Origin of the sequence: Pedobacter lithocola (assembly GCF_042650845.1) — a bacterium.
Lineage (GTDB): Bacteria > Bacteroidota > Bacteroidia > Sphingobacteriales > Sphingobacteriaceae > Pedobacter > Pedobacter lithocola.
On the sequence record NZ_JBHSBW010000013.1, the window covers coordinates 661,740 to 682,798 of the forward strand.

General features: G+C 35.6%; 35 protein-coding genes. 1 reads left to right on the forward strand and 34 read right to left on the reverse strand.

The annotated features are described in order from the left end of the window. Window positions 1-111 precede the first annotated feature (111 nt). From rplQ to ACFOWA_RS17100, 33 genes are all read right to left on the reverse strand, one after another. The gene (gene rplQ / locus ACFOWA_RS16940) at window positions 112-648 is read right to left on the reverse strand and encodes a 50S ribosomal protein L17 (protein WP_378987338.1); all 537 of its coding nucleotides are present in this window, start codon (window positions 646-648) and stop codon (window positions 112-114) included. 138 nt (window positions 649-786) lie between these two features. Next, the gene (locus tag ACFOWA_RS16945; RefSeq protein WP_056097531.1) at window positions 787-1,779 is read right to left on the reverse strand and encodes a DNA-directed RNA polymerase subunit alpha; all 993 of its coding nucleotides are present in this window, start codon (window positions 1,777-1,779) and stop codon (window positions 787-789) included. 85 nt (window positions 1,780-1,864) lie between these two features. Continuing rightward, window positions 1,865-2,473: a 30S ribosomal protein S4 gene (rpsD, locus tag ACFOWA_RS16950; RefSeq protein ID WP_123206880.1), complete on the reverse strand. Its 609-nt coding sequence runs from the start codon at window positions 2,471-2,473 to the stop codon at window positions 1,865-1,867. 62 nt (window positions 2,474-2,535) lie between these two features. Continuing rightward, on the reverse strand, window positions 2,536-2,925 hold the full coding sequence (rpsK, locus tag ACFOWA_RS16955) for a 30S ribosomal protein S11 (RefSeq protein WP_055910073.1): 390 nt from the start codon (window positions 2,923-2,925) through the stop codon (window positions 2,536-2,538). A 154-nt stretch (window positions 2,926-3,079) separates the two neighbouring features. Then, window positions 3,080-3,457 carry a 30S ribosomal protein S13 gene (rpsM, locus tag ACFOWA_RS16960; RefSeq protein ID WP_109926334.1) on the reverse strand — a complete coding sequence of 126 codons (378 nt, stop codon included), beginning with the start codon at window positions 3,455-3,457 and terminating at the stop codon, window positions 3,080-3,082. Window positions 3,458-3,526: 69 nt separating this feature from the next. Continuing rightward, entirely contained in the window at window positions 3,527-3,643 is a 117-nt protein-coding gene (rpmJ, locus tag ACFOWA_RS16965) for a 50S ribosomal protein L36 (protein WP_010599887.1), read from the reverse strand. Window position 3,644: 1 nt separating this feature from the next. Continuing rightward, the gene (gene infA, locus ACFOWA_RS16970) at window positions 3,645-3,863 is read right to left on the reverse strand and encodes a translation initiation factor IF-1 (protein ID WP_010599888.1); all 219 of its coding nucleotides are present in this window, start codon (window positions 3,861-3,863) and stop codon (window positions 3,645-3,647) included. Window positions 3,864-3,934: 71 nt separating this feature from the next. Further along, window positions 3,935-4,720: a type I methionyl aminopeptidase gene (map, locus tag ACFOWA_RS16975; RefSeq protein ID WP_378987341.1), complete on the reverse strand. Its 786-nt coding sequence runs from the start codon at window positions 4,718-4,720 to the stop codon at window positions 3,935-3,937. 91 nt (window positions 4,721-4,811) lie between these two features. After that, window positions 4,812-6,158: a preprotein translocase subunit SecY gene (gene secY, locus ACFOWA_RS16980; RefSeq protein WP_378987344.1), complete on the reverse strand. Its 1,347-nt coding sequence runs from the start codon at window positions 6,156-6,158 to the stop codon at window positions 4,812-4,814. Window positions 6,159-6,165: 7 nt separating this feature from the next. Further along, window positions 6,166-6,612, reverse strand: coding sequence for a 50S ribosomal protein L15 (gene rplO, locus ACFOWA_RS16985; RefSeq protein ID WP_123206883.1), 447 nt, complete (start codon window positions 6,610-6,612; stop codon window positions 6,166-6,168). A 134-nt stretch (window positions 6,613-6,746) separates the two neighbouring features. Continuing rightward, window positions 6,747-6,926 (reverse strand): 50S ribosomal protein L30, encoded by a 180-nt coding sequence (gene rpmD, locus ACFOWA_RS16990; RefSeq protein WP_123206884.1) that lies wholly within the window; start codon window positions 6,924-6,926, stop codon window positions 6,747-6,749. Between the two features lie 4 nt (window positions 6,927-6,930). Further along, a complete protein-coding gene (rpsE, locus tag ACFOWA_RS16995) occupies window positions 6,931-7,449 on the reverse strand; it encodes a 30S ribosomal protein S5 (protein WP_010599893.1) in 519 nt (172 codons plus the stop codon). A 17-nt stretch (window positions 7,450-7,466) separates the two neighbouring features. After that, window positions 7,467-7,820, reverse strand: a complete 354-nt coding sequence (gene rplR / locus ACFOWA_RS17000; protein WP_123206885.1) for a 50S ribosomal protein L18 — start codon at window positions 7,818-7,820, stop codon at window positions 7,467-7,469. 5 nt (window positions 7,821-7,825) lie between these two features. Then, entirely contained in the window at window positions 7,826-8,383 is a 558-nt protein-coding gene (gene rplF / locus ACFOWA_RS17005; RefSeq protein ID WP_123206886.1) for a 50S ribosomal protein L6, read from the reverse strand. 19 nt (window positions 8,384-8,402) lie between these two features. Further along, window positions 8,403-8,801 carry a 30S ribosomal protein S8 gene (gene rpsH / locus ACFOWA_RS17010; protein ID WP_056869756.1) on the reverse strand — a complete coding sequence of 133 codons (399 nt, stop codon included), beginning with the start codon at window positions 8,799-8,801 and terminating at the stop codon, window positions 8,403-8,405. 150 nt (window positions 8,802-8,951) lie between these two features. Beyond that, complete coding sequence (gene rpsN / locus ACFOWA_RS17015) at window positions 8,952-9,221, reverse strand: 30S ribosomal protein S14 (protein WP_123206887.1); 270 nt, start codon at window positions 9,219-9,221, stop codon at window positions 8,952-8,954. Next, window positions 9,221-9,787 (reverse strand): 50S ribosomal protein L5, encoded by a 567-nt coding sequence (gene rplE / locus ACFOWA_RS17020; protein ID WP_123206888.1) that lies wholly within the window; start codon window positions 9,785-9,787, stop codon window positions 9,221-9,223. The genes rpsN and rplE overlap by 1 nt, the downstream gene beginning before the upstream one ends. Next, the gene (rplX, locus tag ACFOWA_RS17025) at window positions 9,787-10,128 is read right to left on the reverse strand and encodes a 50S ribosomal protein L24 (RefSeq protein ID WP_123206889.1); all 342 of its coding nucleotides are present in this window, start codon (window positions 10,126-10,128) and stop codon (window positions 9,787-9,789) included. The genes rplE and rplX overlap by 1 nt, the downstream gene beginning before the upstream one ends. A 1-nt stretch (window position 10,129) precedes the next feature. Beyond that, on the reverse strand, window positions 10,130-10,498 hold the full coding sequence (gene rplN, locus ACFOWA_RS17030; protein WP_010599900.1) for a 50S ribosomal protein L14: 369 nt from the start codon (window positions 10,496-10,498) through the stop codon (window positions 10,130-10,132). A gap of 1 nt (window position 10,499) precedes the next feature. After that, the gene (rpsQ, locus tag ACFOWA_RS17035) at window positions 10,500-10,754 is read right to left on the reverse strand and encodes a 30S ribosomal protein S17 (protein ID WP_010599901.1); all 255 of its coding nucleotides are present in this window, start codon (window positions 10,752-10,754) and stop codon (window positions 10,500-10,502) included. A gap of 13 nt (window positions 10,755-10,767) precedes the next feature. Next, entirely contained in the window at window positions 10,768-10,980 is a 213-nt protein-coding gene (gene rpmC / locus ACFOWA_RS17040; protein ID WP_055910078.1) for a 50S ribosomal protein L29, read from the reverse strand. A 74-nt stretch (window positions 10,981-11,054) separates the two neighbouring features. Further along, complete coding sequence (gene rplP / locus ACFOWA_RS17045) at window positions 11,055-11,477, reverse strand: 50S ribosomal protein L16 (RefSeq protein ID WP_378987350.1); 423 nt, start codon at window positions 11,475-11,477, stop codon at window positions 11,055-11,057. 40 nt (window positions 11,478-11,517) lie between these two features. After that, the gene (rpsC, locus tag ACFOWA_RS17050) at window positions 11,518-12,375 is read right to left on the reverse strand and encodes a 30S ribosomal protein S3 (RefSeq protein WP_378987353.1); all 858 of its coding nucleotides are present in this window, start codon (window positions 12,373-12,375) and stop codon (window positions 11,518-11,520) included. Between the two features lie 9 nt (window positions 12,376-12,384). Further along, the gene (gene rplV / locus ACFOWA_RS17055) at window positions 12,385-12,747 is read right to left on the reverse strand and encodes a 50S ribosomal protein L22 (RefSeq protein WP_029282697.1); all 363 of its coding nucleotides are present in this window, start codon (window positions 12,745-12,747) and stop codon (window positions 12,385-12,387) included. Between the two features lie 7 nt (window positions 12,748-12,754). Beyond that, window positions 12,755-13,021, reverse strand: a complete 267-nt coding sequence (rpsS, locus tag ACFOWA_RS17060; protein ID WP_123206891.1) for a 30S ribosomal protein S19 — start codon at window positions 13,019-13,021, stop codon at window positions 12,755-12,757. Continuing rightward, window positions 13,021-13,845, reverse strand: coding sequence for a 50S ribosomal protein L2 (gene rplB, locus ACFOWA_RS17065; RefSeq protein ID WP_123206892.1), 825 nt, complete (start codon window positions 13,843-13,845; stop codon window positions 13,021-13,023). The genes rpsS and rplB overlap by 1 nt, the downstream gene beginning before the upstream one ends. 20 nt (window positions 13,846-13,865) lie before the next feature. Then, complete coding sequence (rplW, locus tag ACFOWA_RS17070) at window positions 13,866-14,156, reverse strand: 50S ribosomal protein L23 (RefSeq protein WP_056097517.1); 291 nt, start codon at window positions 14,154-14,156, stop codon at window positions 13,866-13,868. A gap of 1 nt (window position 14,157) precedes the next feature. Next, window positions 14,158-14,787, reverse strand: coding sequence for a 50S ribosomal protein L4 (gene rplD, locus ACFOWA_RS17075; protein WP_123206893.1), 630 nt, complete (start codon window positions 14,785-14,787; stop codon window positions 14,158-14,160). A 4-nt stretch (window positions 14,788-14,791) separates the two neighbouring features. Then, window positions 14,792-15,409, reverse strand: coding sequence for a 50S ribosomal protein L3 (gene rplC, locus ACFOWA_RS17080; protein ID WP_378987357.1), 618 nt, complete (start codon window positions 15,407-15,409; stop codon window positions 14,792-14,794). A gap of 172 nt (window positions 15,410-15,581) precedes the next feature. Beyond that, the gene (locus ACFOWA_RS17085) at window positions 15,582-15,977 is read right to left on the reverse strand and encodes a DUF1634 domain-containing protein (RefSeq protein ID WP_378987360.1); all 396 of its coding nucleotides are present in this window, start codon (window positions 15,975-15,977) and stop codon (window positions 15,582-15,584) included. Further along, window positions 15,977-16,810: a sulfite exporter TauE/SafE family protein gene (locus ACFOWA_RS17090; protein WP_378987363.1), complete on the reverse strand. Its 834-nt coding sequence runs from the start codon at window positions 16,808-16,810 to the stop codon at window positions 15,977-15,979. The genes ACFOWA_RS17085 and ACFOWA_RS17090 overlap by 1 nt, the downstream gene beginning before the upstream one ends. A gap of 230 nt (window positions 16,811-17,040) precedes the next feature. After that, the gene (locus ACFOWA_RS17095; RefSeq protein ID WP_378987366.1) at window positions 17,041-17,628 is read right to left on the reverse strand and encodes a hypothetical protein; all 588 of its coding nucleotides are present in this window, start codon (window positions 17,626-17,628) and stop codon (window positions 17,041-17,043) included. A gap of 11 nt (window positions 17,629-17,639) precedes the next feature. After that, entirely contained in the window at window positions 17,640-18,896 is a 1,257-nt protein-coding gene (locus ACFOWA_RS17100) for an NAD(P)-binding domain-containing protein (RefSeq protein ID WP_378987369.1), read from the reverse strand. 83 nt (window positions 18,897-18,979) lie between these two features. Between ACFOWA_RS17100 and ACFOWA_RS17105 the strand changes: the two genes are divergently transcribed. Continuing rightward, window positions 18,980-19,591, forward strand: a complete 612-nt coding sequence (locus tag ACFOWA_RS17105; RefSeq protein WP_378987372.1) for a hypothetical protein — start codon at window positions 18,980-18,982, stop codon at window positions 19,589-19,591. An 84-nt stretch (window positions 19,592-19,675) separates the two neighbouring features. Here ACFOWA_RS17105 and ACFOWA_RS17110 read toward each other — a convergent pair whose 3' ends face one another. Beyond that, complete coding sequence (locus ACFOWA_RS17110; protein ID WP_378987375.1) at window positions 19,676-21,019, reverse strand: deoxyguanosinetriphosphate triphosphohydrolase; 1,344 nt, start codon at window positions 21,017-21,019, stop codon at window positions 19,676-19,678. Window positions 21,020-21,059: the final 40 nt, after the last annotated feature.

Sequence of the window (21,059 nt, forward strand, 5' to 3'; positions counted from 1 at the left end):
GAATATAGCTTTGTAATGAAAAAATGAAGCAAACGTTTGATTAAAATATTTTTAAATAAAAAAAGTCCTGCTCGAGTGAACAGGACTTTTTTAAACTTAAAGTTAATTAAACTATTCTCCTTTTGATTCTTCTGTAGTTTTTTCAACAGCAGGAGTTTCTTCAACAGGAGCAGCTTCTTCAGTAGTTTCAGTTTTTGCTTCTGTAGCTTTAGGGGCTGCAGCTGCTTTACTTCTACCACGACGAGTTGTTTTCTTCTCTTCTTTAGCTTCTACATCTTTACCGTAAACAGTATTGTAATCTACCAATTCAATTAAAGCCATTTCAGCATTATCGCCTAAACGGTTATTTAATTTAATGATACGTGTATAACCACCCGGACGATTTGCAACTTTCTCAGCAATTTCGCGGAATAAAATTGTTACTACTTCTTTATCTTGTAGGTAAGCAAATACCGTACGACGAGAGTGTGTAGTATCACTTTTAGATTTAGTGATAATTGGCTCAACATACATACGTAAAGCTTTTGCCTTAGCTAAAGTTGTTGTAATTCTTTTGTGCAAAATTAGTGATGAAGCCATGTTAGCTAACATCGCTTTTCTGTGGCTTGCGGTTCTACCTAAGTGGTTTACTTTTTTACCGTGTCTCATTGTTTTTTAATTGAGTGCATACCGTCTCTTTGCAATTAAGCTGAGGGAATTATACACTGTGAAATAATATTTAATTTTCCATTTTCAAATCACAGTTTTCAATCCTTAGGGCTGAAAACCATTAACTGAAAAACTGAATTATTCTTCGTCTAATTTAAATTTAGACAGGTTCATACCAAATGACAAACCTTTTGATTTTACAAGTTCTTGTATCTCAGTTAAAGATTTTTTACCAAAGTTTCTGAATTTTAACATATCAGCAACATCGTAAGAAACCAAATCAGCTAGCGTACGAATATCAGCAGCTTTTAAGCAATTTAATGCTCTAACTGATAAATCCATATCAACTAATTCCGTTTTAAGAATTTTACGCATGTGTAAAATTTCTTCATCAACTTCTTTAGTTTCTTCCTTAGCTTGAGATTCTAACACTAAGTTCTCATCTGAGAATAACATAAAGTGTTGGATAAGAATCTTAGCCGCTTCTTTTAATGCCTCTTCTGGATGAATTGAACCATCAGTTGAAATATCTAATACCAATTTCTCATAATCCGTTTTTTGTTCAACACGGAAGTTTTCAATTGTGTATTTAACGTTTTTCATTGGTGTGTAAATAGAATCGATAGCGATAACACCTACAACAGCATCAGCAACTTTATTTTCTTCAGCAGGTACATAACCACGTCCTTTATTGATGGTTAATTCCACTTCTAAAGTAACAGATTTATCCATATTGCAAATTACATGCTCAGGATTTAAAACTGTAAAGTTGTTAGAGAATTTAGTGATATCACCAGCTTTAAACTGATCCTGACCATTAACAATGATGAATACTTTTTCAGCATCACCAGAATCACCAGTTTTCTTAAAACGAACTTGTTTTAAGTTTAGGATAATATCAGTTAAATCTTCTACAACACCTTTCATGGTAGAAAACTCATGCGAAACGCCTGAAAAACGAATAGTAGTAATAGCATAACCTTCTAACGAAGAAAGTAAAATTCTTCTTAAGGCATTACCAATTGTTACACCGAAACCGGGCTCTAAAGGACGAAATTCAAATATGCCATCGAAATCAGTTGATTTCTGCATGATCACTTTGTCTGGTTTCTGAAATGCTAAAATTGCCATTTATATTTTTTTAAATTCGTTATTGAATATATAGTAACATGAAAAAAGTTAATTACCCTTTCGAGGCAATTAACTATATCATTTATTACTTTGAGTATAACTCGATAATTAAGTTTTCCTTAATGTTTTCAGGAATCTCGTCGCGTTGTGGATAAGTTAAAAACTTACCTGTCAATTCGCCAGAATTCCACTCTAACCAAGCAAACTTGTTAATAGTTCTGCCTGCAACTGAGTTACTAATTGATTCTAATGATTTTGATTTCTCACGAACCGCAATCACATCACCAGCTTTTAACTGATATGATGGGATATTTACAACTTCACCATTAACAGTCACGTGTTTGTGGCTAACCAACTGGCGTGCACCAGAACGAGTTGTTGCTATACCTAAACGGTAAACTGTATTATCTAAACGTGCTTCTAATAATTGAAGTAAGTTATCACCAGTAATACCAGCACGTGAAGATGCTTTCTTAAACAAGTTACTGAACTGTTTTTCTAATACACCATAAGTGTATTTTACTTTTTGTTTCTCCATTAACTGGATAGCATATTCAGATTGTTTTCCTCTTCTTTTTGATGAGCCATGTTGCCCAGGAGGATAATTTTTTCTGTCTAACACTTTATCAGGACCGAAAATTGGTTCTCTGAATTTACGTGCGATTTTACTTTTTGGGCCTGTATATCTTGCCATTTTTTGTTGTGTTTTAAAGTATCATCCAACCTTTAGCTGGAGATTCTTAGCTTTAAAATTAATTAAACTCTTCTCTTTTTAGGAGGACGACATCCGTTGTGAGGAAGTGGAGTGATATCTTTAATAGACATTACTTCAATACCTGCTACTTGTAAAGTTCTGATTGCAGATTCACGACCTGAACCCGGACCTTTTACAAATACTTCAACTTTACGTAAACCTAAGTCAAACGCGACTTTACCACAATCTGAAGCTGCTTGACCAGCTGCATAAGGTGTGTTCTTTTTAGAACCTTTAAAGCCCATTTTACCAGCTGAAGACCATGAGATAGTCTGTCCGTTGTTGTTTGTTAGGGTAACGATAATGTTGTTGAAGGTAGCATTGATGTGTGCCTGACCAACAGACTCAATTACAACGATACGTTTTTTGGTTACTTTTTTACTCTTAGCCATTTTTGCTTTTAGATTTTAGATGTGAGAATTGAGATGTATGATTTTATAAACCTCGGCACTCATCATCCTAATTTTTATCTTTTATATTCCAGATTTGAACAGAGTTAAAAGATATGATTCTCATATCTAAAATCTCACATCTCATATCTATCTATTATTTAGTAGCTTTTTTCTTGTTAGCAACTGTTTTTCTCTTACCCTTACGAGTACGTGAGTTGTTCTTAGTACGCTGACCACGAGAAGGTAATCCTTTTCTGTGACGTAAACCACGGTAACAACCAATATCCATTAAACGTTTAATGTTTAATTGAACCTCAGAGCGTAAAGCACCTTCTACTTTAATCTCATCGTTAATCATTGTACGAATAGCTGATAATTCATCATCAGACCAATCTTGTACTTTTTTGTTAACATCGATGCCTGCAGTAGTTAATATACGTTGTGCAGTTGTTTTACCTATACCGTAGATATAAGTTAAACCGATCTCTCCTCTTTTGTTTCTTGGTAAATCAATACCTGAAATCCTTGCCATATTTGTTTTTGTTTTTAAGTAATTCCGAACGGCGGGCCACCGTTGTGCGGTTGATTACAATATTTTTAATTACCCTTGACGTTGTTTGTATTTAGGATTTTTCTTGTTGATAACGTAAAGTTTACCTTTACGGCGAATAATCTTACAATCAGCGCTACGTTTTTTAATTGATGATCTAACTTTCATTTTATTTATATCTATAAGTGATGCGACCTTTTGTTAAATCATACGGAGACATCTCTAATTTTACTTTATCGCCAGGAAGAATTTTGATGTAGTGCATCCGCATCTTTCCTGAAATATGTGCAATAATTTCATGTCCGTTCTCTAGTTCTACCCGGAACATGGCATTAGATAATGCTTCTCTTATTACTCCGTCTTGTTCAATTGAGGCTTGTTTAGCCATATTTTATTGATTGTTACTTAATTAGCTGCTTCTAAACAGGGTTGCAAAATTAAATAAAAAATTTTAATTATTTATTTTTTTTGTTGTAAAACTTTTTCTATTAATGAAAAGGTCGATAAAACGTCTGCCTGCCCTTTTTTTATTGCTACTGTGTGTTCAAAATGTGCTGAAGGTTTATTGTCTTTACTTGTAACTGTCCATCCATCATTATGAAAAAGTACGCTTGCAGCACCAGCATTTATCATCGGCTCAATAGCTATCACCATTCCTTCTTCAAGCTTTGGTCCGTTACCGCGTTTTCCATAATTAGGAACTTCTGGTTGCTCATGAAGCTTTACACCAACCCCATGTCCTACCAATTCTTTTATTACACCAAATCCATTTGCTTCTGCATATTGTTGGATGGCAAAACCAATATCACCAATACGCATACCAGCCACTGCTTTTTCAATACCTAAATCAAGGCATTTTTTTGTAACTTCAACTAACTTTTGCTTTTCTTCATTTACTTCTCTAATGGAAAAAGTGTAAGCCGAATCGCCGAAGTAGTTGTTTTTAATTACACCACAATCAACCGAAATTAAATCACCGTCCTTTATTACATAATCACTTGGAAAACCATGAACAACTTGTTCATTCGGCGATATGCATAAAGAATTGGGAAAACCATTGTAATTTAAAAATGCAGGTATTGCTCCGTTATCACTTATAAATTCGTAAGCCAGTTTATCCAACTGATTTGTTGTAACCCCTGGTTCAATAATTTTGGCAACTTCTGCCAAGGTTTTAGAAACCAGTAGTGAACTTTCTCTTATTAACTCAATCTCTTCAAGAGATTTGTAATAAATTCTAGACATTCATTGTAAGATTTGAATGAGTAAATTTAGAATGAGTAAATCGACCAGCGATTCACTCATTCTATCATTCAAAATTATATAATTCCTTAAACTACAAGGCAGCGTTGCTACTAGCTGCAGGAACACCTGTTCTACCAGTAACACGACCAGTTTTCATTAATCCATCGTAATGACGCATTAATAAATAACTTTCAATTTGTTGCAAAGTATCTAATACAACACCTACTAAAATTAGCAATGATGTACCACCAAAAAAGTGAGCAAATTCTTGTTTGATACCAAACTTAACAGCTACTGATGGTAGTACAGCAATAATAGCTAAAAACACAGCACCAGGAAAAGTGATTTTAGAAATTACATCATCAATAAAAGTTGATGTTGCAACCCCTGGTTTAACACCAGGTATAAAACCTCCGTTTTTCTTCATATCGTCGCTCATTTGAGTTGGATTTACAGTAATAGCTGTATAGAAGAAAGTAAATGCTATAATTAAAAATGCAAATGTCAAACTGTAAGCTAAAGATGTTGTATTACTAAATTGGATTAACCAAGAACCTTGCAAAGAAGGAACAAATTGAATTAAGGCTCCCGGAATAAACATTAACGCCTGAGCAAAAATGATTGGCATAACACCCGCTGCATTAACTTTTAAAGGAATGTATTGGCGTACTCCACCGAATTGACGATTACCTACTATCTTTTTAGCATATTGCACGGGTACTTTACGAACACCCTGTACAATTAAGATAGTAAACATCACAATCGCAAATAAGGCAACAACTTCCAATACTAAAGCAACAGGACCGCCACCGGTACTAGAAGCACCTACTTTATCAGAAAACTCTTGGCTTATAGCTTGCGGTAAACGAGCAATAATACCAGTCATAATAATTAACGATGTACCATTACCAATACCTTTATCTGTAATTTTTTCACCAAGCCACATTACAAATAATGTACCCGCAGTTAATACAAATGTAGATACGATGTAGAACATCGTTTGACTCATCACAGGCAAAATTGCCTCTGGTGGTACTTGTGTTTTAACATAACCAACAGATTGAACAATCGTAATGGCTACTGTTAAATAACGTGTAATCTGGTTCAGTTTTTTTCTACCACTTTCGCCTTCTTTCTGCATTTTTTGGAAAGTCGGAACAGCAATACCTAATAATTGCACCACGATTGATGCAGAAATGTAAGGCATTACCCCCAATGCTAAAATAGAAACACGAGAGAAAGAACCTCCGGCAAACATATCGAGTAAGCCTAAGATACCTGACTTTTCGTTAGCTCCTAGAGCAGCTGGATCTACACCTGGCAAAACCACATGCGATACGAAACGGTACACCAAAAGAATCATGACCGTAAATAATATACGTTCTTTTAATTCCTGAATTTTCCAGATATTACTTAAAGTAGTAAATAGCTTCTTCATTTAATAATTACAATTTTACAATTGAACCACCTGCTGCTTCAATAGCTTTTTGTGCGGTTGCAGAAAACGCATGTGCTGTAACTTCTAATTTTGCTTTTACTTCACCACGACCTAAAACTTTAACTAAGTCGTTTTTAGAAGCTAAACCATGCTCTTTCAAAATAGCAAAATCAATAGTTGTTAAGTTAAATTTTACTGCTAATTCTTGAATTACATCTAAATTTACACCAACATATTCAGTACGGTTAATTGGTTTGAAACCAACCTTAGGCACACGACGTTGTAAAGGCATTTGACCACCTTCAAAACCAATTTTGGTTTTGTGACCAGAACGAGAACCAGCGCCTTTATGACCACGAGTTGAAGTTCCACCACGACCAGAACCAGTACCACGACCAATTCTTTTGCTATTTTTTACTGAACCTGTAGCAGGTTTTAAATTACTTAAATTCATTTCTTTGAATTTGTGTTGCCCTTCGCTTTCACTAAACAGGTACAACGATAAATAAATAATGATTGAATTTTGAATGATTGAATATTTGCATTATGCTAATTCCCTCATTCAAAATTCATCATTCAATAATTCTATTAAATTGTCTCGATAGCTACTAAATGGTTCACTTTGCGAACCATACCGATAATTTGGGGAGTAGCTTCTACTTCAACACTTTGATTCATTTTAGATAAACCCAAAGCCTGAACAGTTCTTTTCTGGCGCTCGCTTCTGTCGATAACGCTTTTAATTTGTGTTATTTTGATCTTAGCCATGATATTATCCGTTAAAAACTTTGTTTAAATCGATACCACGAGTTTGAGCTACAGTATATGCATCACGCATTTTTGTTAATGCATCAACAGTTGCTTTTACCACGTTGTGAGGATTTGATGAACCTTTAGATTTTGCAAGTACGTTATGTACACCAGCACTTTCTAAAACTGCACGCATTGCACCACCAGCAATTACACCTGTACCTACTGCAGCTGGTTTAATTAGAACAAAACCACCAGAGAATTTACCGATTTGCTCATGAGGAACAGTACCGTTTAAAATTGGAACTTTAACTAAGTTCTTTTTAGCATCATCCACACCTTTAGCAATTGCTTCAGTTACTTCTTTTGCTTTACCTAAACCAAAGCCTACTACGCCGTTCTCATCACCTACAACAACAATTGCTGAGAAGCTGAAAGTACGACCGCCTTTTGTTACTTTGGCAACACGTTGTATACTAACCAAACGATCCTTTAATTCGATATCGGTGGTTTTTACTCTTTTTATATTGATAGTTGACATCTTACTTTTTCTTCAGATTAAAATACTAAACCAGCTTCGCGGGCACCCTCTGCCAACGATTTGATACGTCCGTGATATAAATAACCGTTTCTATCGAAAACAACTTCTTTAACACCTGCAGCGATAGCTTTTTCAGCAACTAACTTGCCTACTGCTACTGATTGCTCACTTTTATTTCCTTTACTTGCAAAATCTTTAGATAAAGATGATGCTGAAGCTACTGTTGTACCTGTAACGTCGTTAATTACCTGAGCATAAATCCCTTTATTGCTTCTAAATACAGATAACCTTGGGCGTTCTTCCGAACCAGTAAGTCTTTTTCTGATCCCTTTTTTAATACGATCTCTTCTTGATAATTTTTTACCTGCCATGATTACTATTTTTTAGATGCTGATTTACCTGCTTTTCTTCTTAACACTTCACCTACAAACTTGATACCTTTACCTTTATATGGTTCTGGTGCACGTAACGAACGGATTTTCGCTGCTACTTGGCCAATCAATTGCTTGTCAATACTTTCTAAAATAATTTTAGGCGTTTGACCTTTTTCTGATGAAGTTGTTACTTTAATCTCTTCTGGTAATTGAAACACATAATGGTGAGAGTAACCCAAAACTAAATCTAATGTATTACCTGCGTTTGTAGCACGGTAACCAACACCTACTAATTCTTGAGTTAATTTATAACCTTCTGTAACACCAATAACCATATTGTTAAGCAAAGAGCGATATAAACCGTGTAATGCTTTGTGTTTCTTTTGTTCTGAAGGACGATTTACTGATAAAATTCCGTCTTCCTGACTTACAGTGATATCTGAATCTACTGCTTGTGTTAATTCACCTTTTGGTCCTTTTACAGTTACTACGTTATCCTTAGATACGGTAATTGTAACACCTGAAGGAATTGTAATTGGGGCTTTTCCTATTCTTGACATTGTGCTGTTCTCCTAATAATTAATAAACGTGACACAATACCTCACCACCAATGTTTAATTTGGCTGCTTCTTTATCAGTCATTACACCTTTAGAAGTAGATAAGATTGCGATACCTAAACCGTTTAATACTCTTGGCATATTTTCAACACCAGCATAGTTTCTCAAACCTGGTTTACTAATTCGCATCAAAGTACGAATAGCAGGAACTTTAGTTATTGGATTGTATTTCAAAGCGATTTTAATAGTGCCTTGAACTGTTGTATCTTCAAACTTGTAGTTCGCGATGTAACCTTTATCGAAAAGAACTTTAGTAATTTCTTTTTTAAGGTTTGATGCAGGAATTTCTACAACACGGTGGTTGGCCTTAATGGCATTCCTTACTCTTGTTAAATAATCTGCTATTGGATCTGTATTCATTTTTTATTGTTTTTGATAGTGGTTTCCTTCTGCTACCCAGCTGTGGGACCTTCTATCGGTTAAAATTCTTTTAAAGCAAAAAGACTAAAGCACAAAGACTAAAGCGACATATATCCGCTTTAGACTTTGAACTTTCTACTTTAAGCTATATTACCAAGAAGCTTTTTTAACTCCTGGTATTTTACCGTCTAGTGCCATTTGGCGAAACGTTACCCTTGAGATACCAAAGGTACGCATATAACCACGTGGACGACCAGTTAATTTACAACGGTTGTGTAAACGTACCGGAGATGAATTTCTAGGTAATTTATCTAAACCTTCGAAATCTCCTGCAGCTTTTAATACCGCACGTTTTTCAGCGTATCTAGCTACCAATTTTTGGCGCTTAACTTCGCGTGCTTTTACACCTTCTTTTGCCATTATTCTGCTGTTTTTTGATTTTTAAATGGTAATCCGAATTGCTTCAATAACTCTAACGCTTCAATGTCAGATTTTGCCGAAGTTACGAAAGTTATATCCATACCTAAAATTTTATTGATTTTATCGATATTAATCTCAGGAAAGATGATTTGCTCAGTAACACCTAATGTATAGTTACCTTTACCATCAAAACCTTTATCATTAATACCTTTAAAATCACGAATACGTGGTAAAGCTACAGAGATCAAACGATCTAAGAACTCATACATATTGTTATCACGTAAAGTAACACGTACACCAACTGGCATACCTTTACGTAATTTAAAGTTTGAGATATCTTTTTTAGATTGGGCAGGAACCGCTTGTTGACCAGTGATGGTTGACAACTCAACGATTGTAGTGTCCATAATCTTTTTATCTGTTACAGAAAAACGACCAACACCCTGATTGATACAGATTTTTTCCAATTTAGGAACCTGCATTACAGTTTTATACTGGAATTTTTCTTTTAATGCAAGTACAACTTCTTCTTTGTATTTGCTTTTTAGTCTTGGTGTAGTAGCCATTATTTAATCTCCTCTCCTGATATTTTAGCAACTCTAACCAATTTACCTTCTGCATTAGCTTTACGGCCAACGCGGGTAGCTTTACCAGATTTTGGATCAACCAACATCAGGTTAGAAATATGAAGAGCAGCTTCTTTTTTAATAATACCACCGTTAGGGTTTGCAGCATTTGGTTTAGTATGTTTAGATACTAAGTTAACGCCTTCTACAATGGCTCTGTTTTTTGCAATGATTACTTGCAATACTTTTCCTTGCTGACCTTTTGAATCGCCGGCAATGATTTTAACTAAATCTCCTGTGCGGATTTTTAATTTTGATGGTGTAATTATCTTGTTTCCCATTTTATAATACCTCCGGTGCTAATGATACAATTTTCATGAATTGTTTTTCACGCAGTTCTCTCGCAACCGGGCCAAAGATACGTGTACCTCTTGGCTCATCCTGTGCGTTCAATAATACAGCTGCATTATCGTCAAAACGGATATAAGAACCATCTTTACGTCTAATCTCTTTTTTAGTTCTAACAACAACTGCTTTAGAAACTGTACCTTTTTTTATATTACCTGACGGTAAAGCGCTTTTTACAGTAACAACCACTTTATCACCAATTGAAGCATAACGTTTGCCGGTTCCACCTAGCACACGAATTACCAATACTTCTTTAGCGCCGCTGTTATCAGCAACGTTTAATCTCGATTCCTGTTGTACCATATTATTTAGCTCTTTCTAAAATTTGTACCAATCTCCAGTTCTTGTTCTTACTCAAAGGACGAGTTTCCATAATCAATACTGTATCACCGATACCGCATTCGTTTTTCTCATCGTGAGCCATAAATTTGGTAGTTTTCTTTACGAACTTGCCATAAATCGGGTGCTTTACTTTACGCTCAACGCTCACTACAACAGATTTATCCATCTTGTTGCTCACCACCAACCCGGTTCTTGTTTTTCTTAATTGTCTTTCCATGTCGACTCTCAAATTAATTAGTTTCAGTAGCTGACTCAGTGTTTTTCACTTTAGTCAGTTCAGTGTTTAAACGGGCTATGTCTTTCCTTACTTTTGCAATACGTGAAGGATTTTCGATAGCTGAAATAGTATGAGCGAACTTCAATTTTGATAAGTTCTCTTTTTCTTCCGCAATCTTAGCTACTAATTCTTCTTTTGAAAGCCCTGTGATTTCTGAATTTTTCATTTTTATTTTTCTTTACGGTTGAGTGTAGCGGTTATAATAAACAAGTATTTACAACATTCATCTCAACAACTTTACTATGCTTCTACGTAATCTCTACGTACTACAAATTTAGTTTGGATTGGTAATTTTTGTGCTGCTAAACGTAATGCTTCTTTAGCAACTTCTAAAGGCACACCTTCAGCTTCGAAAATTACGCGTCCTGGTCTAACTACTGCAACCCAGTATTCAGGAGCACCTTTACCTTTACCCATACGTACTTCAGCAGGCTTTTTAGTTACCGGTTTATCCGGGAAAATCCTGATCCATACTTGGCCTTCACGTTTCATGAAACGAGTTACGGCAATACGGGCAGCCTCTATCTGGCGACTTGTTATCCAAGTTGCTTCTAAAGATTTGATACCGAAAGATCCGAATGATAATTCAGCTCCACGTGAAGCTAAACCCTTCATTCTGCCTTTTTGCATCTTCCTGAACTTCGTTCTTTTTGGCTGTAACATTTTATTTTGTTCTAATCGTTAAACGATGTTAATAAATCAATTATTTACGAGGACCTCTGTTAGTGCCTGCGCCACCACCTCTATTTGCTCCGGGGCCACCTTGACCTTGACCTGGACCACGACCACCACCTTGGTTTCCACCACGTCTGTCATTACCACCGCCACGTCTGTCGTTGCCTCCGCCTCTGTTATCTCTTCCACCAAAAGCTGGTTTATCAGATGCACCTTTAGGACCGTTATTTGTTGCACCAATATTTGGAGACAAATCACGTTTTCCATAAACCTCACCTTTACAAATCCAAACTTTAACACCTATTTTACCATAAGTAGTTAAAGCTTCTGCTAAAGCGTAATCAATATCAGCACGGAAAGTATGCAAAGGCACTCTTCCTTCTTTATATTGCTCAGAACGTGCCATTTCAGCACCACCTAAACGACCAGAAGTCATGATTTTAATACCTTCAGCACCCATACGCATTGTAGATGCGATAGAAGATTTCATTGCTCTACGGAATGAGATCCTTGCTTCTAATTGTTTTGCAACACCTTCTGCAACTAATTGTGCATCAAGTTCTGGGCGTTTAATTTCGAAGATGTTAATTTGAATTTCCTTTTTAGTTAATTTCTTTAACTCTTCTTTAATTTTATCAACCTCAGCACCTGCTTTACCAATTACAATACCTGGGCGAGCTGTGTGGATAGTTACTGTAATACGTTTTAAAGTACGCTCAATAACTACTTTTGCAACACCACCTTTTGCAATACGAGCAGAAAGGTATTTTCTTATTTTCTCATCTTCAACTAATTTATCGGAGTAGTTGTTGCCACCGAACCAGTTAGAATCCCATCCTTTGATGATACCTAACCTGTTACCTATTGGATTTGCTTTTTGTCCCATTTCCTAAAATTAGTTTTGAGTTGTTTCTGTACTTTTACTATCTACAATCAGCGTTACGTGGTTAGAACGTTTACGAATTCTATATCCACGGCCTTGAGGAGCTGGACGTAAGCGTTTAAGCTGACGACCACCATCTACCATAATTGTTTTTACAAACAACTGGTTTTCTTCAGGACGAGCACCTTCATTTTTAGATTCCCAGTTTTTAATTGCAGATAATAATAATTTTTCAACTCTTATTGCTGCTTCTTTATTGGTAAACTTTAAAATGCTTAATGCTTTTTCTACACGTTCACCTCTGATAAGATCTACAACCAAACGCATCTTACGTGGTGAGGTTGGACAATTGTTTAATTTTGCTATTGCTTCCATTGTCTAATTATTTTTTCTTTTCAGCGTGTCCTCTGAATGTTCTGGTTGGAGCAAATTCTCCCAACTTGTGACCAACCATGTTTTCTGTTACGTACACAGGAATAAATTTATTTCCATTGTGTACTGCAAATGTATGATTCACGAAATCTGGTGAAATCATTGATCTGCGAGACCAAGTTTTGATTACAGACTTTTTGCCTGAATCATTCATAGAGCTTACTTTTTTCTCTACGTTATGGTCAATATAAGGTCCTTTTTTTATCGAACGAGCCATTATTTCTTCCTTCTCTCTATGATGTAACGATTAGAATATTTTTTAAGTTCTCTGGTTTTAAAGCCTTTAGCTAAAACACCATTTCTTGAACGAGGGTGACCACCTGATGATCTACCTTCACCACCACCCATTGGGTGATCGACAGGGTTCATCGCTACCGGTCTAGTTCTCGGACGACGGCCCAACCAACGTTTACGACCAGCTTTACCTAATACTTCGTTTGCGTGATCTGAGTTAGATACTGCACCGATTGTAGCAAGACAAGTTGTCAAGATTAAACGGGTTTCGCCTGAAGGCATTTTTAAAGTAGCATATTTACCATCGCGGGCAGCTAATTGTGCGTAAGCACCTGCACTACGAGCTAATTGTGCTCCTTTTCCAGGATGGATTTCTACGTTGTGAACGATAGAACCTAATGGAATGTTCGATAATTTTAAAGTGTTACCTACTTCTGGAGATGCTGTATCGCCCGATAATAATACCGAACCTACTTGCAAACCTTCTGGAGCAATAATGTAACGCTTCTCGCCATCTGCATAATTTAATAATGCAATGCGGGCAGTACGGTTCGGATCGTATTCTACAGATGCTACTGTAGCAGGAATATCAAATTTATCGCGTTTGAAGTCGATTAAACGATATGATTTTTTATGACCACCACCCATGTAGCGCATAGTCATCTTTCCTGTGTTGTTACGTCCACCAGACTTTTTTGATGATACAACCAATGATTTTTCGGGCTTGGTTGCTGTAATCTCCGTAAAGCTGGCACCAACTCTAAAGCGGGTTCCCGGAGTAACTGGTTTAAATTTTCTTAAGCCCATAGTTATAATTAATAATTAAATTAAAGATTTGCGTAATAATCTATTGTTTCACCGTCTTTCAAGGTTACGATAGCTTTTTTATATTTCGGGCTACGGCCAGAAACAAAACCTGCTTTTGTGTAACGAGATTTAGCTTTACCATCTACAACCATAGTATTGATTGATGTAATGGTTACACCATAAAGTTTTTCGATTGCAGATTTGATTTGCAATTTATTTGCTTTGTGGTTAACGCTAAATGTAAAAACGTTTAATTTTTCAGTTAAAGCTGAAGCTTTTTCGGTTAATATTGGTTTTTTTAAAATTTCCATATTACTTGGCAAATGCCTCCTCCAAAGTTTTAACAGAATCTGTAGTTAACACAAGTACGCCTGCATTTAACACATCATATGTGTTTAAATCTGCTGCAGTAATTACTTTAGTTTTCTCAACGTTTCTGCTTGATAAATAGATATTATTATTTTGTGCAGGTAAAACCAATAAAGTTTTTTCGTTACCTACGTTTAACGCAGCGATTAAGTTTATATAGTTTTTAGTTTTAATGGTATCGAAACTGAAATCTTCTAAAACTACCACGTTGTTATCTTTTGCTTTGTAAGCTAAAGCTGATTTACGTGCTAATACTTTTAATTTCTTATTCAATTTAAAACTGTAATCACGTGGCTGAGGACCGAAAACACGACCACCACCGTTAAATAACGGAGATTTAATGCTACCGGCACGGGCACCACCTGTACCTTTTTGTTTGTATAGTTTGCGGGTAGAACCTGCAATCTCATTACGTTGTTTAGATTTGTGAGTTCCTTGACGTTGGTTAGCCAAAAACTGTTTAACATCTAAATAAATCGCGTGGTCGTTAGGCTCAATACCGAATACCGATTCAGGAAGTTGCACCTTGGCACCTGTTTCTTTACCTGAAATGTTTATTACTTTAACTTCCATCTGATTACTTGTCTAAGATTACGTAAGAACCTTTAGCTCCTGGAATGGAACCACTAACTACTAATAAGTTTTGCTCAGCATAAACTTTCAAAACTTGTAAGTTTTGAACTTTTACTCTGTCTCCACCTGTTCTTCCAGCCATGCGCATTCCTTTGAATACACGTGAAGGGAATGACGATGCTCCCAATGAACCCGGGGCACGTAAACGGTTATGCTGACCGTGAGTTTGCATACCAACACCGGCAAATCCGTGGCGTTTTACAACACCTTGAAAACCTTTACCTTTTGAGGTACCTACAACATCAACAAAATCACCTTCTGCGAATGCATCAACCGTAACAACATCACCTAAATTAAGTGCAGTTGTAAACGAATCGAATTCTACCAGCTTGCGTTTTGGAGTTGTGTTTGCTTTCGCGAAATGGCCTTTTAACGGTTGAGTTGTGTTTTTCTCTTTTTTCTCATCGTAACCCAATTGGATTGATGAATAGCCGTCTACTTCTTCGGTCTTCACTTGTGTAACTACACAAGGCCCAGCCTCGATAACAGTACATGGAATGTTTTTTCCATCTGCATCGAAGATACTGGTCATTCCTACTTTTTTTCCAATAATTCCTGACATTTTATCTTTTCTTTTTAACACCCATCGAAGCAGTAGGGCTTCGTTCAAGGTGGTTGTTCATCCCTTTTAAGGGAGGGCAAAAATAGGAAAGAATTCTTAATATTCAAATAGTTAGCGAAATATTTTTTCAAATAATTTGCTGATATGATGGGAATTAACTAAAAAAGATAGGCTAATGTGCCAAACCACCATTTAAACTAACAGTTATTATGGCTAAAATGATTAATCCTATGAGTACATATAGATAATCTTTCTCGATTAAAAAGCTAAAAATAGCAAAAACAATGCGGGCTATCGGTGTAAAGATGAGCATTAGAATACCAAACTGAACAATTGCATCGCCATGAAATGTTAACACGCCTTTGAAAATTGCATTGATAGAAGAAAATTTGGAAAGCTCTGGTTTAAAAACTTTATAATCCGTTATCGCACCTTTATTATGGATTAAGAAAATTGAACCACCAATTAAAACGATGCTCATCGAGATAATTACTCCGGCACGTAAAAGTCTACCCAAAATTATTTGAATGTCTTTATCGCTTAAATTTTCCTTTTTTGGTGTGTTCATTACAACCCGCTAATACCTTTAAAAATCATTTGCAGCGCTAAAAATGTAACCACTACAGCAAAAACTATTTTGAGTTTATCGGTTTTTGTTTTTAGTAATACTTTAGAACCAATTGATGCACCGGTTAAAACACCAATACATACCGGCATTGCAATACCAGGATCTATTTGCCCCCGATGTAAATAAACTACTGCACTTGCTGCTGCCGTAACACCCATCATAAAATTACTTGTGGTTGTAGAAACTTTGAAAGGTAACCGCATAATGTTATCCATCGCGATAACTTTTAGTGCTCCGCTTCCAATTCCCAATAATCCTGAAAGTGTTCCAGCAAAGAGCATCATTAAAAAACCAGCTGGAACATGTTTAACTGCATATTTATGTTCTATGCCTTTATCAGGATAAGAACCATTCAATTTGAAAAAATTAGCCCATTTATCCGAATCATCTAAAGTAGAATGATCTACTTTTTTCTTCAATGTCATAATTGCTGAAAAAATAAGGATACAACCGAAAATTATAGCAATGTAATTTGCGTTGAGATAAACAGCTACTATTGCCCCGCAAACGGCTCCTATTGTAGTGGCAATTTCGAGAAACATCCCAATTCGAATGTTTGTAATGCCTTCTTTAACGTATGCAGCAGCTGACCCAGAGGAGGTTGCAATTACCGAAACTATCGAAGCCCCGATTGCATAATGTATATCTACACCCAAGGCTAAAGTTAATAATGGAATTATGATAACACCACCGCCCAGACCAGTTAAAGAGCCTAATAAACCAGCTAAAAAAGCGCCAAGCAAAACGACAATGGTAAATAACAAAACCGACATGCAGGCAAATATAAGATACGCTTTTTGGGGAAACGAAAGATTAAATGAATAAAATAAAGTCTATATATTATATGGATGAAGTAAGATGGAAAATGGAAAAATAGATGAAGATGAGAAATGGATAGCATGATTTGCCAATTATCTTTATTAGGACTACCCTTTAAAACGTTCAGCATATTAATTAAGTCTATTTATAGTAATTTAAAACTGTTGTTCTATAATAGCCTAAGCTATATCTTATAATGAAGCTTACTTTCCTTGCTCAGATTTATATTTTTAAAACTTGCTAATAATTCAAATGCGATTTGATTAACCGTAGCTGGAATTGGGTTTATTTTGACATCTAGTTTCCCATTAATTTTCCAACCCGAGGTATCCATCCTATCAAGTGTTCCATCTGCATTAGCAACTGATTTTATTATTTTGCTTCTTGTGTAAGAGGCTTCAAGTGAATCAATGATTACTTTTTTATTTAGCCACCAGTTTTCCTGAGAAACAAACCTTAGTTCTTCTTGATTTAACTTTGGATAATAATTCCACCCCAACTGTACATTATGTTCTAATTTTAGCAACCCCAAATAATTTACCAAGCTTTTGTAATTATACAATTCGGCGCTGCAATAAATTGGCAAATGTGTTAATTTAAGTTGACTTAATAAGGATTTGGAAGTTTCTGTATTATGAAATATATGACTTATGATTCTAGCAATTTCAGTTACCATATATTGACTTTCCGAGTCAAAATCAGCGGAGAGCTTTTCTAATTTTAGCAGCTCTTCCACCAAAATATTAATTAATTCGGGTTTTTGTAACTTCACTTTCATCTCACCTATTTTCCCAACCTTTTAATCATTTCCGCACTTAGATCACGGCCATCATTCAAACGATTAGCGAAAAACGACTTTGCTGCTTCAAAATGTTCTTTATAGCCTTTTAAGTCTCCGTATCCAATTATCGACGCCCACTCATGCACGGCAGTATGGAATTCTAAATCATCGCCACGAATGGACTTATCATACAAAGCAGTATGAATCGATTCCTCTAACATTTCTTCATTTTTAAACAGGTATTCGGCAATGCCTAAACGTAATTTAAATGGTGGGGTTTGGCAAATCAGATTATCATAAGGATTTACACCCATTTTGTACCAGGCATAAACCATGCTAAGCAAACTTAGGTGCGAGTTGGGTTTTTGATTGTGATTTGCATCTGATAAGCTAAATTCCTTCATAATATTATCATCAAGCAGCAAAAGCTTGCGACTTTCATGAAAAACAAAATCTCGGGCTGCATAAATTTTAGCTCTAAATTCAGTTTCATTTTCGCAAATCATCAATTTATATAACTCTGATTCTGCTTGTGCATAACATTTAACCTGTTTTTGAGCGTAAGGATTAAGAATGGCTAAGCCTGCGTAAATGTGCGATTTATAACTAAATATCCTAAGTGTGGTTAAGATTTTAACGTTATCAATTCCACCGGCATATACAGGGTTATCCCAAGGGAAAAAACCTGCATTTTTCCATGCCGAACCCATACTTTCGAAACCCATGTGGGTTACAGCCTGTGTATCTGCCACTATCCTATCGTGTTCTTTATAATCATTTAACTCAATTATATTCGATTTAAGCGATTTATAAATTTCTAATGCTTCATTATATACTTCATCAGTTGCACGGTACCTAACCACAACTAAAGTTTGCCCTTCGGGACTAAACGCTGGCCCATGTAGAGAATGACAAGTTACAATTTGGGTTTCCTTAGGTAGATATTTTTCAAAAGCAGCAATTTCGGGATGCTTTACTGAAGTTTGACCAGCTACGATTGCACCATATTTTGTTGATAGGGCAAATGTTGAAACAACTTCATCAATCTTTTCGGCTTCGACACAATAAATGATGAAATCAGATTTCCTGGAAACCTCATGACCATCATTTAAGACTTCAATTTTTAGTGGTTCTAGTTCTTTTTTTAATTCGTTAAAACGTGAAGGCATATCGGCCCCACAAACATTATAACCTGCATTTGCAAATGATATGGCATATAATTTCCCCATATCACCTAAACCAATAATTCCTATTTGCATGAAACAAATGTAATCTATCATAAATTAATTTATAATAAATTGTATAAAAATGTAGTTTTACATTTTAACATTACCTTTGAACTATGCAAAAATTTAAACACGTTATTTATTGTTTAGGAGCGTTAATCTTTTTAAACGTTTCTTTTGCGCTTGCTCAGCAAGACACTTCTAAAAATACTGACCCATCTTTAAATGGTCAGTATCAGTTTATGTTGAAAAAATCTAAAAGCCTTTATGGATCAAAATTGATTAATCCAGCTAGATTATCTTCTGTTTGGAAAAGCGTAAACGATACTTTGCGCAAAGAACGAAAACAATTGCAAGAAGCCAGAACCCAAATTAAAACTCAGGCAGATAATATTGCCAGCTTAAAAGGCGAAGTAACTGGTAAAGAAAGTTCATTGGCTAGCGCCACGGCATCGGTTAACGAAATTACCTTTTTAGGAATATCTTTTAACAAAGGAACTTATAATACGATTGTTTGGACAATAATTATACTATTGGCTGCAGGTTTGGCTATTGTAATTTTACAAACCGGAAAATTTCGAAAAGAAGCTACTTATAGAACACAACTTTACCAGGAAGTAGCTGATGAATTTCAGGCTCATAAAGTTAAAGCCAAGGATAAAGAAATGAAGCTTGCAAGAGAATTGCAAGATGAACGAAATAAATGGGATGAAGGCGGACGACGCTAATCTTCAGGTTAACTTTAATTGACAAAGCCAATTTTGCATGCAAAATTGGCTTTTTTATTCACTATCTTATTCTACCAAAAGCTCCTAAGTTTCTGAAGGAAAAGATATCCCTTTAATGTTTCGGTATAAATCTACGGCATACAAATCGGTCATTCCTGAAACAAAATCTAATACGCTTTGTGTTCTTGAGTAGATATCGGTTAAGTCTGTATGGTACTGTTTTGGTATTAATTTTACCAGCTTTTTATAATAGTGTGTGTTGTTATGTATTAAAGCCGGCACAAATTCTTCAAGCAAACCTGCCATAATTTTATAACCTGCAACTTCTTTTTGTATCACTGAAGAAAAATTATAAATCCTATCGACAGAAACTTTCTCAATGGCTTTCCAGGCTGATTGATATGGTTCAGGAATTAAGTCAGTAAGACTATGATTTAAATCTCCTTTCAACAAAGTCTCTTGTTCCCTGTAAAATATATCGGCACAAATTTTTGTTAGCGTATTTATCGCCTTCGCTCTTAATAATCCAATTTTGGCATCATCATCTTCATAATCGTTCTTTAGCCTGTTTTCTATCGTTGTAGAATTTGCAAATGGAACTAGATAACTTTTAACTTCTTCGTATGATAAAATTTTTAATCGATGTGCATCTTCTAAGTCTATTATGCTGTAGCAAATATCATCTGCAGCTTCTACAATATAAACCAACGGATGTCGCTTGTAAATTAGGTATTCATTTGGTTCTTGCTCTAAACCTAATTGGGTAGCTATTCTCTTAAACGATTCTTCTTCCGATTGAAAAAAACCATACTTTTTTCTGTGGAGTAAACCTTTTTGTTTTCCAGCAATTGATGCGCAAGGATACTTTGCAATAGAAGCTAATGTAGAATAGGTTAGTGCATAAGCATCGTTGCCTTTACCTTTTAATGGGTGTGTAAGAATTCGTATTGCGTTAGCATTCCCTTCAAAATTTATCAAGTCATGCCATTGTTCTTTACTCATGTCCTTTTCATACACCTTTCCGTCACCATCTGTAAAGTATCTAGAAATGGCTGCTTCACCAGAATGCCCAAAAGCCGGATTGCCTAAATCATGAGCTAAAGCTGCTGCTGCCACAATATTTCCAACTTCCGAAATTAGCGGTGCCTTTTTAATCAATTCTGGTGTTTTTTCTTCGATGCTATTTAAAAAAATATTAGCCATAGAGCGGGCAACACTTGCCACTTCCAAGCTATGCGTAAGTCTGTTATGTACAAAAACGCTACCTGGTAATGGGAAAACCTGTGTTTTATTTTGCAATCGGCGAAATGGAGAAGAAAAGATTAATCTATCATAATCACGTTGAAAATCAGAACGGGCTTTATCCGAACTTGCTCCATACTGCTCTTGCCCAAAACGTTTATTCGAAAGTAATTTATTCCACTCCATTTAAAATTTAGCTTTATTCGGCGAAGTTAATCAAAAGCTA

What these genes read in the sequence shown, in the direction of transcription:
- ACFOWA_RS17085 (WP_378987360.1), bottom strand. Translation starts at nt 15,977, where the DNA reads ATGAACACACCAAAAAAGGAAAATTTAAGCGATAAAGACATTCAAATA.
- rpmJ (WP_010599887.1), bottom strand. Translation starts at nt 3,643, where the DNA reads ATGAAAGTTAGATCATCAATTAAAAAACGTAGCGCTGATTGTAAGATT.
- rplW (WP_056097517.1), bottom strand. Translation starts at nt 14,156, where the DNA reads ATGGAAATTTTAAAAAAACCAATATTAACCGAAAAAGCTTCAGCTTTA.
- rpsM (WP_109926334.1), bottom strand. Translation starts at nt 3,457, where the DNA reads ATGGCAAGGATTTCAGGTATTGATTTACCAAGAAACAAAAGAGGAGAG.
- rplE (WP_123206888.1), bottom strand. Translation starts at nt 9,787, where the DNA reads ATGGCTACTACACCAAGACTAAAAAGCAAATACAAAGAAGAAGTTGTA.
- rplP (WP_378987350.1), bottom strand. Translation starts at nt 11,477, where the DNA reads ATGTTACAGCCAAAAAGAACGAAGTTCAGGAAGATGCAAAAAGGCAGA.
- rplQ (WP_378987338.1), bottom strand. Translation starts at nt 648, where the DNA reads ATGAGACACGGTAAAAAAGTAAACCACTTAGGTAGAACCGCAAGCCAC.
- rpmC (WP_055910078.1), bottom strand. Translation starts at nt 10,980, where the DNA reads ATGAAAAATTCAGAAATCACAGGGCTTTCAAAAGAAGAATTAGTAGCT.
- ACFOWA_RS17090 (WP_378987363.1), bottom strand. Translation starts at nt 16,810, where the DNA reads ATGTCGGTTTTGTTATTTACCATTGTCGTTTTGCTTGGCGCTTTTTTA.
- rplV (WP_029282697.1), bottom strand. Translation starts at nt 12,747, where the DNA reads ATGGAAGCAATAGCAAAATTAAACAATTGTCCAACCTCACCACGTAAG.
- ACFOWA_RS17100 (WP_378987369.1), bottom strand. Translation starts at nt 18,896, where the DNA reads ATGCAAATAGGAATTATTGGTTTAGGTGATATGGGGAAATTATATGCC.
- rpsN (WP_123206887.1), bottom strand. Translation starts at nt 9,221, where the DNA reads ATGGCAAAAGAAGGTGTAAAAGCACGCGAAGTTAAGCGCCAAAAATTG.
- rpsS (WP_123206891.1), bottom strand. Translation starts at nt 13,021, where the DNA reads ATGGCTCGTTCGATAAAAAAAGGACCTTATATTGACCATAACGTAGAG.
- rpmD (WP_123206884.1), bottom strand. Translation starts at nt 6,926, where the DNA reads ATGGCTAAGATCAAAATAACACAAATTAAAAGCGTTATCGACAGAAGC.
- rplN (WP_010599900.1), bottom strand. Translation starts at nt 10,498, where the DNA reads ATGGTACAACAGGAATCGAGATTAAACGTTGCTGATAACAGCGGCGCT.
- rpsH (WP_056869756.1), bottom strand. Translation starts at nt 8,801, where the DNA reads ATGAATACAGATCCAATAGCAGATTATTTAACAAGAGTAAGGAATGCC.
- ACFOWA_RS17105 (WP_378987372.1), top strand. Translation starts at nt 18,980, where the DNA reads ATGCAAAAATTTAAACACGTTATTTATTGTTTAGGAGCGTTAATCTTT.
- rplB (WP_123206892.1), bottom strand. Translation starts at nt 13,845, where the DNA reads ATGGGCTTAAGAAAATTTAAACCAGTTACTCCGGGAACCCGCTTTAGA.
- secY (WP_378987344.1), bottom strand. Translation starts at nt 6,158, where the DNA reads ATGAAGAAGCTATTTACTACTTTAAGTAATATCTGGAAAATTCAGGAA.
- rplC (WP_378987357.1), bottom strand. Translation starts at nt 15,409, where the DNA reads ATGTCAGGAATTATTGGAAAAAAAGTAGGAATGACCAGTATCTTCGAT.
- rpsQ (WP_010599901.1), bottom strand. Translation starts at nt 10,754, where the DNA reads ATGGAAAGACAATTAAGAAAAACAAGAACCGGGTTGGTGGTGAGCAAC.
- rplX (WP_123206889.1), bottom strand. Translation starts at nt 10,128, where the DNA reads ATGGGAAACAAGATAATTACACCATCAAAATTAAAAATCCGCACAGGA.
- rplD (WP_123206893.1), bottom strand. Translation starts at nt 14,787, where the DNA reads ATGGAAGTTAAAGTAATAAACATTTCAGGTAAAGAAACAGGTGCCAAG.
- map (WP_378987341.1), bottom strand. Translation starts at nt 4,720, where the DNA reads ATGTCTAGAATTTATTACAAATCTCTTGAAGAGATTGAGTTAATAAGA.
- rplO (WP_123206883.1), bottom strand. Translation starts at nt 6,612, where the DNA reads ATGAATTTAAGTAATTTAAAACCTGCTACAGGTTCAGTAAAAAATAGC.
- ACFOWA_RS17110 (WP_378987375.1), bottom strand. Translation starts at nt 21,019, where the DNA reads ATGGAGTGGAATAAATTACTTTCGAATAAACGTTTTGGGCAAGAGCAG.
- rpsK (WP_055910073.1), bottom strand. Translation starts at nt 2,925, where the DNA reads ATGGCTAAGAGTAAAAAAGTAACCAAAAAACGTATCGTTGTAATTGAG.
- infA (WP_010599888.1), bottom strand. Translation starts at nt 3,863, where the DNA reads ATGGCTAAACAAGCCTCAATTGAACAAGACGGAGTAATAAGAGAAGCA.
- ACFOWA_RS16945 (WP_056097531.1), bottom strand. Translation starts at nt 1,779, where the DNA reads ATGGCAATTTTAGCATTTCAGAAACCAGACAAAGTGATCATGCAGAAA.
- rplF (WP_123206886.1), bottom strand. Translation starts at nt 8,383, where the DNA reads ATGTCAAGAATAGGAAAAGCCCCAATTACAATTCCTTCAGGTGTTACA.
- rpsE (WP_010599893.1), bottom strand. Translation starts at nt 7,449, where the DNA reads ATGTCAACTATCAATATAAAAAGAGTAAAAACCACCGATATCGAATTA.
- rpsC (WP_378987353.1), bottom strand. Translation starts at nt 12,375, where the DNA reads ATGGGACAAAAAGCAAATCCAATAGGTAACAGGTTAGGTATCATCAAA.
- rplR (WP_123206885.1), bottom strand. Translation starts at nt 7,820, where the DNA reads ATGGCAGGTAAAAAATTATCAAGAAGAGATCGTATTAAAAAAGGGATC.
- rpsD (WP_123206880.1), bottom strand. Translation starts at nt 2,473, where the DNA reads ATGGCAAGATATACAGGCCCAAAAAGTAAAATCGCACGTAAATTCAGA.